At 70.0% G+C, this 12,989-nt stretch carries 16 protein-coding genes; 11 read left to right on the top strand and 5 right to left on the bottom strand.

Features of this window, described 5'->3' with window-relative positions; genetic code table 11:
* Positions 1-41 precede the first annotated feature (41 nt).
* The gene (locus ACIBQX_RS15230; RefSeq protein WP_397004651.1) at positions 42-515 is read left to right on the top strand and encodes an RrF2 family transcriptional regulator; all 474 of its coding nucleotides are present in this window, start codon (positions 42-44) and stop codon (positions 513-515) included.
* A 22-nt stretch (positions 516-537) separates the two neighbouring features.
* Here ACIBQX_RS15230 and ACIBQX_RS15225 read toward each other — a convergent pair whose 3' ends face one another.
* A complete protein-coding gene (locus ACIBQX_RS15225) occupies positions 538-1,116 on the bottom strand; it encodes a TetR family transcriptional regulator C-terminal domain-containing protein (protein ID WP_397004649.1) in 579 nt (192 codons plus the stop codon).
* Positions 1,117-1,228: 112 nt separating this feature from the next.
* On the opposite strand from ACIBQX_RS15225, the gene ACIBQX_RS15220 reads away from it, so the two are divergent.
* The 7 genes from ACIBQX_RS15220 (at position 1,229) to ACIBQX_RS15190 (ending at position 7,282) form a co-directional block, all read left to right on the top strand.
* Positions 1,229-2,257: an alcohol dehydrogenase catalytic domain-containing protein gene (locus ACIBQX_RS15220; protein ID WP_397004647.1), complete on the top strand. Its 1,029-nt coding sequence runs from the start codon at positions 1,229-1,231 to the stop codon at positions 2,255-2,257.
* A gap of 95 nt (positions 2,258-2,352) precedes the next feature.
* Positions 2,353-3,036 carry an SDR family oxidoreductase gene (locus ACIBQX_RS15215; protein ID WP_397004645.1) on the top strand — a complete coding sequence of 228 codons (684 nt, stop codon included), beginning with the start codon at positions 2,353-2,355 and terminating at the stop codon, positions 3,034-3,036.
* Positions 3,037-3,175: 139 nt separating this feature from the next.
* The gene (gene ngcE, locus ACIBQX_RS15210) at positions 3,176-4,615 is read left to right on the top strand and encodes an N-acetylglucosamine/diacetylchitobiose ABC transporter substrate-binding protein (RefSeq protein ID WP_397004643.1); all 1,440 of its coding nucleotides are present in this window, start codon (positions 3,176-3,178) and stop codon (positions 4,613-4,615) included.
* Between the two features lie 3 nt (positions 4,616-4,618).
* Positions 4,619-5,533, top strand: coding sequence for a carbohydrate ABC transporter permease (locus ACIBQX_RS15205; protein ID WP_397004641.1), 915 nt, complete (start codon positions 4,619-4,621; stop codon positions 5,531-5,533).
* Between the two features lies 1 nt (position 5,534).
* Entirely contained in the window at positions 5,535-6,389 is an 855-nt protein-coding gene (locus ACIBQX_RS15200) for a carbohydrate ABC transporter permease (protein ID WP_397004639.1), read from the top strand.
* A 9-nt stretch (positions 6,390-6,398) separates the two neighbouring features.
* Complete coding sequence (locus ACIBQX_RS15195) at positions 6,399-6,674, top strand: 4a-hydroxytetrahydrobiopterin dehydratase (protein WP_397004637.1); 276 nt, start codon at positions 6,399-6,401, stop codon at positions 6,672-6,674.
* Positions 6,675-6,748: 74 nt separating this feature from the next.
* Positions 6,749-7,282 carry a superoxide dismutase family protein gene (locus ACIBQX_RS15190; protein ID WP_397004635.1) on the top strand — a complete coding sequence of 178 codons (534 nt, stop codon included), beginning with the start codon at positions 6,749-6,751 and terminating at the stop codon, positions 7,280-7,282.
* A 99-nt stretch (positions 7,283-7,381) separates the two neighbouring features.
* On the opposite strand, the gene ACIBQX_RS15185 is transcribed toward ACIBQX_RS15190, so the two are convergent.
* From ACIBQX_RS15185 to ACIBQX_RS15175, 3 genes are read right to left on the bottom strand one after another with little or no spacing between them, the layout of a single operon-like run.
* The gene (locus tag ACIBQX_RS15185; protein ID WP_397004633.1) at positions 7,382-8,347 is read right to left on the bottom strand and encodes a pirin family protein; all 966 of its coding nucleotides are present in this window, start codon (positions 8,345-8,347) and stop codon (positions 7,382-7,384) included.
* 48 nt (positions 8,348-8,395) lie between these two features.
* Positions 8,396-8,584 (bottom strand): hypothetical protein, encoded by a 189-nt coding sequence (locus ACIBQX_RS15180; RefSeq protein WP_397004631.1) that lies wholly within the window; start codon positions 8,582-8,584, stop codon positions 8,396-8,398.
* A gap of 10 nt (positions 8,585-8,594) precedes the next feature.
* Positions 8,595-8,798: a hypothetical protein gene (locus ACIBQX_RS15175; RefSeq protein ID WP_397004629.1), complete on the bottom strand. Its 204-nt coding sequence runs from the start codon at positions 8,796-8,798 to the stop codon at positions 8,595-8,597.
* Positions 8,799-8,906: 108 nt separating this feature from the next.
* On the opposite strand from ACIBQX_RS15175, the gene ACIBQX_RS15170 reads away from it, so the two are divergent.
* Positions 8,907-9,827: a sensor histidine kinase gene (locus ACIBQX_RS15170; RefSeq protein ID WP_397004627.1), complete on the top strand. Its 921-nt coding sequence runs from the start codon at positions 8,907-8,909 to the stop codon at positions 9,825-9,827.
* On the top strand, positions 9,820-10,488 hold the full coding sequence (locus ACIBQX_RS15165) for a response regulator (RefSeq protein ID WP_397004625.1): 669 nt from the start codon (positions 9,820-9,822) through the stop codon (positions 10,486-10,488). The genes ACIBQX_RS15170 and ACIBQX_RS15165 overlap by 8 nt, the downstream gene beginning before the upstream one ends.
* A 91-nt stretch (positions 10,489-10,579) precedes the next feature.
* Here ACIBQX_RS15165 and ACIBQX_RS15160 read toward each other — a convergent pair whose 3' ends face one another.
* Positions 10,580-11,401 (bottom strand): spermidine synthase, encoded by an 822-nt coding sequence (locus tag ACIBQX_RS15160; protein ID WP_397005433.1) that lies wholly within the window; start codon positions 11,399-11,401, stop codon positions 10,580-10,582.
* Positions 11,402-11,470: 69 nt separating this feature from the next.
* Here ACIBQX_RS15160 and ACIBQX_RS15155 point away from each other — a divergent pair, with 69 nt between their 5' ends.
* Positions 11,471-12,982, top strand: a complete 1,512-nt coding sequence (locus ACIBQX_RS15155) for a penicillin-binding transpeptidase domain-containing protein (protein ID WP_397004623.1) — start codon at positions 11,471-11,473, stop codon at positions 12,980-12,982.
* Positions 12,983-12,989: the final 7 nt, after the last annotated feature.

Raw genomic sequence — 12,989 nt, 5'->3', positions numbered from 1 at the left:
GGACTAAAGGGGTCCATGATATCCACGATAGGCTGGAGGACGTGAAGCTGCCGGTGAGCACTGAATGGGCCCTGCACTGCGCCACGACGCTGGCGCAGCTCGATCCGGGGGCCAGCGCGTCGACGACACAGCTCGCGCAGTATTACGACCTGCCGGCGCCCTATCTCGCCAAGCAGCTGAAGGCGCTCGTCAAAGCCGGCGCGCTGGCCGCGACCACGGGCCCGCGGGGCGGGTTCCGGCTCGCGCGGCCCGCCTCCGAGATCACGCTCCTGCAGCTCGTCGAGGCCGTCGACGGCACGTCCCCGCCCTATGAGTGCCGCGAGATCCGCCGGCGAGGGCGCGGAGCGCTACCCCCTGAGGAGTGTCGCAGCACCTGCGTCCTCGCCGAGAAGATGGCGCAGGCGCACGAGGCGTGGCGGCGCAGCCTCGCCGCCGTCACTCTCGCGGACATCCTCGACAGCCTGCCCGCCTCGGCGCCGGCTCGCACCCGGCTCCGCCTGACCGGAACGGCATAGGCCACCGCGTGCGCGAAGTCGCTCAGGCGCCCTCGACGAGCAGCGGGCCGAAGGCGATGGCGAAGAAGGCGTCCAGGGCCTCGGCGGAGTGGTCCGCCCGAGCCCGGAGGAGGGTGCCTTCCCAGGCGTTGAGCAGGAACCGGGCCGTGAGCTCGGGGTCGAGCCCGGCCCGCACGGCGCCGCCGCGCTGAGCCTGGGCGAGGACGGTCGAGATCGCCTCGACCCACTGCCGGAAGCCTTCCGCGACGGTCTCCCGGATCACCTCGCTGTGGTCGGCGATCTCGGCGCCGAAGTTGCCCAGCAGGCACCCCCGGGTGAACTCGCGCCGTACGACCTCGTCCCGTAGGGCCCCGAAGTGGGCGCGCAGGCGGTCCAGCGGCTCGCCCGCGCCGTTGAGCAGCTCGTCGAGACGCCCCTCGCCGTAAACGCGCAGCACCTCGACGGCCAGCGTCTCCTTGCTGTCGAAGTGGTTGTAGAACGACCCCTTCGGTACGCCCGCCGCGTCGGTGATCGTCTTGACCCCGGCCGCGTTGTAGCCGTGCGCGTGGAACTGCTCCAGCGCAGCCGTGACGATCTCGTTGCGCATGCTCCGCCTGGCCATGGTGTCCAATATGGCCGGTCGTCTCACCTGCTGTCAACTCTCGTACGGCGACTTGACGTATCTAAGACGACCGGTCATATTGAAGAAGTCGTCAGCCAGAGAAGAGAGCAAGATGCCCAGTCAGAACGGCTCCTACCGTGCCTTCGAGGTGACGGGAGCGCGGAAGTTCGAGCTCGTGAGCCGGCGGCTGCCCGAGCCGGCCGCCCGCCAGGTGCGGATCCGGGTCGAGGCCTGCGGGGTCTGCCACACCGACGCCGCCGCGGCAGAGGGCCTGCGCGCCGATCCGAGCCTGCCGATCGTCCCCGGCCACGAGATCGTCGGCGTCATCGACGCGGTCGGTGGCGAGGTGCGGGGATGGCGGATCGGCGAGCGCGTCGGCGTGGGCTTCCTCGGCGGTCAGTGCGGCGAGTGCGACCCCTGCCGGCGCGGTGACTTCGTCAACTGCGCCGACCAGCCGCAGCTCGGGATCACGGCCGACGGTGGATACGCCGAGGCGATCCTCGCCAGGAGCAGCGGTCTGGTCCGCGTCCCCGAGGGGATGAGCTCGGTCGAGGCCGCGCCGCTGCTGTGCGCCGGCCTGACCATGTTCAAGGCGCTGCAGCAGATCCACGGCCGGCCAGGGGCGCTCGTGGCGATCCAGGGCATCGGCGGCCTGGGGCACCTCGGCCTGCAGTACGCCGCCAAGCTGGGCTACCGGGTGGCCGCCGTCGCCCGGGGCGGCGCCAAGGCGGAGGCGGCCGGGCGCCTGGGCGCCGACCACTACATCGACAGCTCGGTGACCGACCCGGGGGCCGCGCTGCGAGAGCTCGGCGGCGCCGCCCTGATCGTCGCGACGGCCACCACCGGCGCCTCGATGGCTCCGCTGCCGGCGGGTCTGGCGCCGGGCGGCCGCATGGTGGTCGTCGGCGCGGCCCCGGACCCCATCCCGGTGAGTCCTGCGGACCTGATCTTCGGCTCCCGATCGGTCAGCGGCAGCCTCACTGGCACGTCGATCGAGAACGAGGACAATCTCGCCTTCAGTGAGCGGCACGGGATCAGCCCGATGGTCGAGGTCATGCCGCTGTCGCGGGCGCCCGAGGCGTACGAGCGGATGATGTCCGGCCAGGCCAGGTTCCGCATCGTCCTGGACGCGGCGGCCTGACCGGGGCTGCCGGAGCGCAGCGCGCACGAAAGCCGACAAAAACCTATAAATCAGCATTAATGGGTACGAATCGTGGCAAACAAGGAGGACATGGCATGGACATCAACGGATCTGTGGCAGTGGTGACCGGCGGGAACCGGGGGCTGGGCAGGCACTTCGTCACGCAGCTCATCGAGCGCGGCGCCAAGGTGTACGCCGCCGCCCGCGATCCCGAGTCGGTCGACGTGCCCGGCGCGATTCCGCTGCGGCTGGACATCACCGACCCGGAGTCGGTGGCGCAGGCTGCCCAGGTCGCGGCCGACGTCACGCTGCTGATCAACAACGCCGGGATCTCCACCCGCAGCTCGCTCCTCACCGGCGACCTGGATCAGATCCGCCTGGAGATGGAGACCCACTATTTCGGCACCCTCGGCGTGACGCGCGCCTTCGCACCGATCATCGGGGCGAACGGCGGCGGCGCGATCCTCAATGTGCTGTCCATCCTGTCCTGGCTGCACCTGCCGAGCTCCGGCGCCTACAGTGCCGCGAAGGCCGCGAGCTGGGCGATGACGGACGCGGTGCGCGGTGAGCTGGCTCCCAAGGGCATTCAGGTGACCGCCCTGCACGTCGGGTACATGGACACCGCCATGGCCACGTTCGTCGCTCCGGAGGACAAGACCGACCCGGCCACGGTCGCGACCGCCGCGCTGGAAGCGGTCGAGTCGGGCGCGCCGGAGATCCTCGCGGACGAACTGACCCGCACCGTGAAGCGCGAGCTGGCGTCCTCGCCGGCGGGCTGAGCGGCGGCGGAGCCGGGCCGGACATCACGGCAAGGTCACGTCTCCGTGGGGGGCTCTTGACGGGCATCGGCGGACGTTCATACGTTCGGGCCCATGATTAGGAAACTTTCCTAATCAGTCCTCTCTTCAGGAGCCCCCCATGCCCAACCCCGGAGAGATCACCCGGCGCCAGTTGCTGCGCCGGATCGGCATCACCGCGCTCGCCGCCGGTCCCGGCGCGGGCCTGCTGAGCGCCTGCGCCACCGCGGGCGGTGGATCGTCGGCGGCGCCCGCCACCTCGCTCGCCGCCTCCGCCGACGGGAAGAACCCGTTCGGCGTCGATCCCGCCAAGCCGCTCGAGGTGACGATCTTCAGCGGCGGGTACGGCGACGCGTACGCGAAGAATCTGCACGAGAAGGCGTACAAGAGGGCTTTCCCCGGCGCGACCGTCAAGCACAACGCGACCCAGCAGATCAGCACCCAGCTCCGCCCCCGCTTCGTCAGCGGCGACGTGCCGGACGTGGTCAACAACTCCGGCCCGGAGTCGATGGACCTGGTGGCGCTGGCCGGGCAGGGGCACCTGGCCGACCTGTCCGTGCTGTTCGACGCGCCCTCGCTCGACGATCCGGCCAGGAAGGTGCGGGACACGCTGACGCCCGCCGTGATCACCAACGCCAAGATCGGTGACAAGGACCTGGTGCTCAACTACACGGTGTCGCACCGGGCGCTGTGGTACAACGCCAGGCTCTTCGCCGACAAGGGCTGGGCGCTGCCGAAGACGTGGGCCGAGTTCACGGCGCTGGGGGAGACGGCGAAGCAGGAGGGCATCCTCCTGTTCGCCTATCCAGGTCAGAAGGGCCCGTACTACCAGCTCTGGAACATCCTCTACACCGCCGCCAAGATCGGCGGGAACCAGGTCATCATCGACATCGACAATCTGGTCGACGGCGCCTGGCTCGCCGCGCCGATGAAGCAGGCGGTCGCCGCCTGGGTGGACGTCCAAAGCAAATACGGCGATAAATCGTACTTCGGCCTTGATCACACCCAGACCCAGGTCAAGCACCTGCAGAACAGGCTGCTGTTCTACCCGGTCGGCTCCTGGATCGAGAACGAGATGGCCAAGGACAAGCCGGACGACTTCGAGTACGCCATCGCCCCCATCCCCGACGTCACCGCCACCGACAAGATGCCGTACGGCGCCATCCAGGTCGGCGTCGGCGAGAACTTCGTCGTGGCCGCCAAGGGCGAGAACCCGCAGGGCGGCCTCGAATACCTGCGCATCATGCTCTCCCAGGAAGGCGCGCGCGGCTTCACCGAGCAGACCAAGAACCTCACGGTCGTCAACGGCGCGGCCGAGGGGATCGACCTGCCCGCCGCCCTGAAGAGCGCCGCCAAGGCCCAGGACGCGGCCGGACAGAACATCATCACCGACGCCCGCTTCGAAGGCTGGTACAAGGAGCTGTTCGACCAGGCCACCGAGCAGGTCAACCGGGTCATGGCCGGCCGGATCACCCCGGAGGAGTTCTGCGCGAACCTGCAGAAGAGGGCCGACGAGATCAAGAAGGACTCCTCGGTCTCCAAGCAGATCCGGAGCCAGTAGCCGATGGAGCGGCTGCGCAGGTACGGATTCGTCGCCGGCTTCCTCCTCGTCCCCCTCGCCCTCTACTCGGTCTTCGTGATCAGTCCGTACGTCCAGGCGTTCCAGATCTCGCTGACGGACTGGGACGGCTACGCCAGTGAGCTCACCTACGTGGGGCTGGCGAACTTCGCCGAGCTGCTGGCGGACCAGGACTTCTGGCAGGCCCTGCGCAACCACGGGCTCATCCTGCTCGTCCTGCCGATCCTGACCATCGTCATCGCCCTGTTCTTCTCCTACCTGCTCAACCTGGGCGGCGGGTCCAGCGGCGCGGGCATGAAGGGGATCTGGGGGTCGACGTTCTACCGGGTGGTGTTCTTCTTCCCCCAGGTGCTCGCCGTGGCGGTGGTCGGGGTGCTGTTCCGGGCCATCTACCGGCCCGACGAGTACGGCGTCGTCAACGGGCTGCTGATCAAACTGGGCCTCGACCCCGTCGGCTGGCTGGTGGAGCCGGACCTGGCCCTGTGGTCGGTCATCGCGGTGATGGTCTGGCAGGCGGTCGGTTTCTACGTGGTGCTGTTCTCGGCGGGGATGGCGGCCATCCCGAAGGACTACTTCGAGGCGGCGGCGCTGGACGGCGCGGGGCGGTTCAGGCTCTTTTTCTCCATCACGCTGCCCCTGCTGCGGGACACCGTCCAGGTGGGCTGGGTCTATCTGGGAATCGCCGCGTTCGATGGGTTCGCCCTGATCCAGGTCCTCGTGGGGGACAAGGGGGAGCCCGACGGGACGACGAGCGTGCTGCCCGTGCAGATCTGGAAGACCGCCTTCAGCTACACCGACTACGGCTACGCGTCGGCGATGGGGGTGGCGCTGTTCTTCCTCACGGTGACGTTCGCGGTGCTGACGCTGCGCACCACCCGGCGCGAAAGGATCGAGTTCTGATATGGCCTCGCCTCGTCAGGGCAAGCCCCGGCCCAGTGTGCTCGGCGGGCTGTCCCATGTGGCGCTGTTCATCTGGGCGCTGCTGATCATCGCGCCGCTGCTGTGGACGTTCCTGGCGTCGTTCAAGAGCAACGCCGAGCTCTTCGGCGACGCGCTGCAACTGCCCGGCGCGCTGCGCCTCGACTCGTGGGGCAGGGCCTGGGACAAGGCGCACATCGGGCAGTATCTGCTCAACACGGTCGTGGTGGTCTTCTTCGGCACGCTGGGCACGATGCTGTTCGGCTCGATGGCGGCCTACGTGCTGGCGCGCTACCGCTTCCCCGGCAACCGGCTCCTCTACTACTTCTTCGTGGCCGGCATGGCCTTCCCCGTCTTCCTGGCGCTGGGGCCGCTGTTCCTGGTGGTCGACCAGCTGGGCCTGCTGTACACGCACGCGGGGCTGATCCTGGTCTACATCGCCTACTCGATGCCGTTCACGATCTTCTTCCTGGCCGCGTTCTTCAGGACGCTGCCGGAGGCGGTGGCCGAGGCCGCCAGGATCGACGGCGCCTCGCACACCCGCACGTTCTTCCAGATCATGGTGCCCATGGCCAGGCCCGGCCTGGTCAGCATCACCATCTTCAACGTGCTCGGCCAGTGGAACCAGTATCTGCTGCCTCTGGTGCTGCTCGCCCGCGACCAGGAGGACTGGGTCATCACCCAGGGCATCGCCAACATCTCCACCCTGGCCGGTTACGAGGCCGACTGGCCGGGCCTGTTCGCGGCGCTCAGCATGGCGATCCTGCCCGTGCTGTTCGTCTACATCATCTTCCAGCGCCAGATCCAGTCCGGGCTCGGCGCCGGAACGTTGAAGTAACGTTGCCGCATGGACGTCGAGAAGAAGCTGCGCGAGCTGCCCGGATGGCGGCGCGAAGGCGACGAGATCCGCCGCACGATCACCGCACCCGACTTTCCCACGGCCATCCGGATCGTCGACGAGATCGCGGTCCGGGCCGAGGAGCTCAACCACCATCCCGACATCGACATCCGGTGGCGCGAGCTGCACCTGGCGCTCACCACGCACGACCAGGGCGGCCTGACCGAGCTCGACTTCACCCTTGCCGCACGAATCGACGCCATCGCGACCGAATACGGTGCGTAGCCGAGCGGCTACTCTATAGAGTAGGTGCCCCGAGAGTCCGCGTTCGTACGGGCTCGTGCTCCTGAGGGGTTCACATGCGCCTGCCCGCACTTCTGCTCGCCCTGCTCGCGGCGGGCTGCTCCGGCGCTCCGGCACAGCTCGCGCATCCGGCGGCACAGGACGGCATCATGCTCAAGGGGAGCGGTGAGTTCACCGCCAGTGGCCCCGACGCCATCACCTACGACCGCAAGCTGGTGCCCGTCGGCGCCCAGGCCAACCTCACCGCCGAGTCCACCGCCGGCCGGACGCTCACGTCCCTGGTGGTCGAGGGCTTCCGGCCGGAGCGGACCTACGGCGCCCACCTGCACACCAAGCCCTGCGGCCCCAAGGGCGAGGACGCCGGCCCGCACTACCAGCATGTGCCCGGCCAGGTGAGCGCCGCCAGCGAGGTCTGGCTCGACTTCACCACCGACGCCTCGGGGGCGGGCCATTCCACCGCGCGCAACGACTGGGCCCTCGACTCGGCCAGGCTGCCCAGGTCGCTCATCGTGCATGCCAAGCCCACCACGACCTCGGGCCCCGACATCGGCGCGGCCGGAGACCGCGCCGCCTGCCTGACGCTCAAGTGATCCTCGCCTGCCGACGAGGCTGACGGCGACCCCGACGACCCCGGCGGCGACGACGGCGACGGGGCCCGCGCGGTCACCGCCGCGCGGGCCCCTCACCGGTTACGCGTGCCCGGCCGGGATGGTGCCGAGCCTGCCCTTCTGGAAGTCCTCCATGGCCTGGGCGAGCTCCGCCTGGGTGTTCATGACGAACGGGCCGTAGTGGGCCACCGGCTCACCGATCGGCTCGCCGCCCAGCACGACGACCTCCAGCGTCTCCGTGGCGGAGATCGTGATGAACTCGCCGTCCGTGCTGAGCCCCGGGCGGTTGCCGAAGCCGTTGAAGACCGCGAGCTGTCCGCTCTTCAGCGGACGGTTGTCGGCTCCGACCGTCCCGCTGCCCGACAGCACGTAGGCCAGCGCGTTGAAGTCCTTGCGCCAGGGCAGGGCGAGCCGGGCACCCGGGCTGACGGTGGCGTGCAGCAGGGCGATGGGCGTCTGGGTGCTGCCGGGGCCGCTGTGGCCCGCCAGGTCGCCCGCGATGAGCCGTACCAGCGCGCCCCCGTCGTGGCTGCCGAGCAGCGCGACGCTGGAGCTCCGGATGTCCTGATATTTCGGGGCGGTCATCTTCTTGGCGCCCGGCAGGTTCACCCACAGCTGGATGCCGTGGAACAGCCCGCCCTGCTGCACGAGCCACTCCGGCGGCGCCTCCTTGTGCAGGATCCCGGCCCCAGCGGTCATCCACTGCGTGTCGCCGTTGGTGATGGTGCCACCGCCGCCGTTGGAGTCGAGGTGGTCCATCACGCCGTCGATCATGTACGTGACGGTCTCGAAGCCGCGGTGCGGGTGCCAGGGGGTGCCCTTAGGCTCACCGGCCGCGTAGTCGACCTCGCCCATCTGGTCCATCATCACGAACGGGTCCAGGTAGGCGGGCTTGATCGCCGCGAGCGCCCGCCGCACGGGGAAGCCCTCGCCCTCGAACCCGCTCGGCGCGGACTCCACGGCGAGCACCTTGCGCTGGGGGGTGCCCGGTGCGGGCTCGGGCAGCAGGGGGAGGGTGAGCGGGTTTTCGACAGTTACGGCGGGCATGTCGGGCTCCTTCCGGCTTCAGGTGCCCGGGACAACCAAGTTTATGTTTCAACTATTCCTGGCGAGCGCGAACCCCCCTCGCACCAGCGCCGCGAACTCCTGACCGAGCTTCCCGGCGTCGTGCGGCTTGGCGGGGTCGACGCCCATCACGGTGACGACGAAGGTCCGGCCGTCCTTCGAGCGGGCGAGGTAGCTCAGGTCGAGCACGCCGGGCTCGGATCCGCCCTTGTACCACACCGACGGCCACTTACCCTTGTCCAGGCCGAGCCCGCCGGGCTCGGACCCGCAGGTCTCCGGGCCACAGGTCCGCGCTCGTGGTCATCGGCATCAACTCGACGTCCCGGCCGGGTACGCGTTTGCGGATCCGGTCACGCACGCCGTTGGACTGGTTCATGGCCATGGGTGAGCTGCGGGTGCCGATTCGCAATGGCCGTCTTCGGAGATTCGCCATCCCCTGCGCTGTCCGGTGTGAAAGGGTTCCCGCCCGCCAGCATCCAACCGTACTGGCGGCAGGCCGTGGTCCATGTTGTAGAGGGAGATCAGCACGAACCCGACCTGGTTGGCCGCCGCCTGGCGGCGCAGCGAGCGATCAGAACGCGGGGCGCACGACCAGTCCGCCGAGCACGTCGGCATGCTCGGCAAGCTGGCCGCCGCCGTGCGGACCGGGCTGGACACCCGGTGGGCCGCCGTCACGCTCGCCGACGGCAGGCGGGTGGTCTCCGGATCGGAGGACGGCCCGGCCGCGCTGACGCTGCCCGTGCGCGGCGGGCTGGGACGGATCGAGTGCGGCACCCGTGACCGGGGCCGCCTGCACGAGGAGGACCAGCGTTTCCTGGAGGCGCTGGCCGTACCCGCCGGGCTGGCCATCCAGAGCGCCGGGCTGGCCGCGCGCCTGGTCAACGCGCAGGAGGCCGAGCGGCGGCGGATCGAGCGCAACATCCACGACGGCGTGCAGCAGCAGCTCGTCGCCCTGATCGCCGGGATCGAGCTGGCCCGCGCCACCTGCGGCGACGCCGAGACGCTCGGCCACCTGCGCGAGCAGGCCGGCCAGACCCTTCAGGACCTGCGGGAACTGGCGGCGGGCATCCACCCGTCGGCGCTCACCCAGGGTGGTCTGGTGGAGGCCGTCGAGGCCCGCTGCTCCCGGCTGCCCGTGCCCACCCAGGTCTTCGCCCGCAGGGAGCTGCGAGAGGAGCGGTTCCCCGACGAGATCGAGGGTGCGATGTACTTCACGGTGAGCGAGGCGGTGGCCAACGCGCTCAAGCACGCAGAGGCGACCACGATAGAGGTACGGCTGGACAGGTCGGCCGGTCGGCTGAGCGTGGCGGTGGTCGACGACGGCAAGGGGTTCGGCTCCGGTGCGCGTCGTGGGCTGGCGACGCCGGCCGACCGGCTCGACGCGCTGGGCGGCGGGCTGGAGCTCGACAGCGAGCACGGGAAGGGGACACGGGTGGAGGGCTGGGTGCCGGTCGGTGGCTGAGACGATCAGGACCGTCGTGGCCGACGACCACTACCTGGTGCGTGAGGGCACCAGGCGGCTGCTGGAGATGTCCGGCGAGGTCGCCGTGGTCGGCGCGGTGGGCAACGCCGACGAGCTGCTCGACGCCGTACGAAGACTCCGGCCCGACGTGGTGGTCACCGACATCCGGATGCCCGGCAGGCGGTGGCGGGAGGGTTTCGAGGGCATCGACGCCACGCACCGCTTACGCGAGGAGCATCCCGGTGTGGGGGTCGTCGTGCTGTCGCAGTACTCCGATGCCCTGTTCGCCCTGGAGCTGTTCAAGCACGGCACCGAGGGGGTGGCGTACCTGCTCAAGGACCGGGTCGGCGACCTGGACGAGCTGCTCGGCGCGATCAGGGCCGTCGTCTCGGGCGGCTCGGTCATCGACCCCAAGGTGGTGGAGGGGCTGCTCGACCGGCACGACGTGCGGGGCGAGCACCAGGCGCTCACCCCGCGCGAGCGTGACGTGCTGCGCGAGATGGCCCATGGCAGGTCCAACGGCGCCATCGCCAGGGCGCTGCACCTGTCGGTGTCGTCGGTGGAGAAGAACGTCAACTCCATATTCACCAAGCTCGGCCTGGAGAACAGCGCCGACGTGCACCGCAGGGTGGCGGCGGTGCTGGCCTACCTGCGGCCCTGACCGAAGACGGCCCTGACCGAAGACGGCCCTGACAGGGACGGCGCAGACCTAAGACGGCACAGACCGGAGACGGCACAGACCGGAGACGGCGCTATCCGAAGACGGCGGGCGGCGGCACCGGCGCGAGGACCGCGTCGCCGTCCTTGATGGGCGCGGCCCCGGCGATGAAGTTCGTCAGCGCCGTGCCGTGCACGCACCTGGCCTGGGTGAGGCCGCCGGCGGCGCGGCGGGTGAGCAGGTCGAGGGGCAGCCCGGTGCGCGAGGCCGCGACGATGAGGTTGCCGAAGCGCCGGCCGCGCATGACGCCCGGCTCGGCCAGCAGCGCCACGTGCCCGAACGTACCGGTGACGGTGGCCAGCAGGCGCCTGGCGAAGGCCAGGCCCTTGCCGTCGGCCAGGTTGATCAGCAAAGTGCCCGAGGGGCGCAGCACTCTGGCGAGGTCGCCCAGGTATTCGGTCGTGGCCAGCTCCACCGGCATCGTGGCGCCCATGAAGGCGTCCAGGACCACCAGGTCGGCCGTGTCGTCCCAGACCTTGGCGGTGCCCTCGCGGCCGCCGGCCACGATCACCTTCAGGCGCGGCACCGAGCGCAGGTCGAGTTGCTCGCGCACCAGGTTGATGAGCAGCCCGTCGGGCTCGATGACGATGTGCCGGGAGCCGGGGCGGGTGGTCGCGACGTAGCGCGGGATGGTGCAGGCGCCGCCCCCCACGTGCACACAGCTCAGCGGCCCCTCGTCCAGCAGGTCGATGACATCCGCCATGAGGCGTACGTACTCGAATTCAAGAAATGTCGGGTCTTGTAGGTCAATATATGACTGAGGTACGCCATCCTTGGACAGCACCCAGCCGTCCTGCCTATCAAGATCCCGGAGCAGCTCGACCTCGCCGAAGGTCACCGGATATTGCCCGGGCATCGGCTCTCGCTGTCCACGTGCCACGTTGATCCCTCCTGGGAGAACCGTATGCGACGTCGAAGGTTGATTGTGCTCGTTAGCGCGGTTGCGGCGGTATTCGGGGCGGTCACCTTCGCGGTCGCGGCCGCCGGCGGCGTCAAGGGCAGCGCCGCAGAGACCTCGGCCGCGTACTTCACGGCCTGGCGCGCTGGGAACGTCGACGCCATGGCCGGCCTGGTGCACGAGCCCCCCGGCGACTTCCGCGCCCGCCACCTGTCGATGAGCGCCCAACTCGGTGTCGAGAGCCTGGAGCTGCGGCCAGGGACGATCAAGGCCACCGGCGACGAGACGGCGGAGGTGCCCTTCAGCGGAAGCAGGACACTGGAGACCTTCGGCGCCTGGCCGTTCGACAGCACGCTGCGGCTGGCCGTACGGAATCGGCAGTGGAAGGTGCTGTGGACGCCGGAGACGCTCCACCCGCTGCTCAAGGACGGCGGGACGGTGGAGGTCGTGGACTTCGACGGGCCCCCGGTCGAGCTGCTCACCAGGGAAGGCCACAAGATCCCCAACAACGGTTACGCCGAGTCCATCCTGGCGCGGCTGCGGCCGGAGCTGGACGAGGACAACGCGGGGTGGGCGCTGGTGGCGAAGGCGCCGGGCCGGCCGGAGCAGCGGGTCATGACGGCCGCGCCCAAGCCCGACGTGGAGCGCACCACACTGTCCAGCTCCGTCCAGGCCGCCGCCGCCCGGTCACTGGACGGGGTGGAGGACTCCGCGATCGTCGTGCTGCGGCCCGCCACCGGTGAGGTGCTCGCGGTGGCCGACAGGCTGGAGGAGAACTACAGCGCCTTCCACGACCTCTTCCCCCCGGGATCGACGTTCAAGATGATCACCGCCGCCGCCCTGATGAAGGCCGGGCTCGAACCGGCCGCCCAGGTGCCCTGCCCGGCCACGTACAGCTTCCCGGAGCGGCGGGCCTTCACCAACGACGGCGGGGCGGATCGCGGCCTGGTCTCCTTCACCGACGCCTTCGCCTACTCCTGCAACACCACCTTCGTCGAGCAGGCGCTCACCCGCCTTCAACGCGAGGACCTGCGCGAGACCGCGCACGAGTGGGGGTTCGGCAGGCCGATGCGGACCGGCGCGCAGGGCGTGTGCGGCACCATCGAGGACCCCGCGGACGCCGACTGGTTCGGCTCGAACGCCATCGGCCAGGGCACGGTCGTCGCCAGCCCGCTCTGCATGGCTGCGATCGCCGCCGCGGTGCAGGACGGCACCTGGCGCTCGCCCCGCCTGCTGTCGGACAAGCAGGTACGCCGCATCGACGGCGAGCCGTCCCCGCCGGTCGAGCTGGACCAGGGCGTGGTCGCCAAGCTGCGCGAGATGATGCGGGCCGTCGTGGAGCACGGCACGGCCAGCGGCGGCGGACTGCCCGACGGGGTGTCCGGCAAGACCGGAACGGCCGAGGTGGAGGGCCGGCGATCACATGGCTGGTTCGTCGGCTACCGTGACGACCTGGCCTTCTGCGTCTTCGTGCGGCACGGCGGATCCGGTGGCTCGGCGGCCGTGCCGATCGCCACCCGCTTCCTCAAGGGACTCTAACCTACGG

Origin of the sequence: Nonomuraea sp. NPDC049714 (genome assembly GCF_044465295.1) — a bacterium.
Taxonomy (GTDB): Bacteria; Actinomycetota; Actinomycetes; order Streptosporangiales; family Streptosporangiaceae; genus Nonomuraea.
Note: the sequence above shows the minus strand (reverse complement) of the source record. Positions and strands in the feature narration are given on the sequence as shown.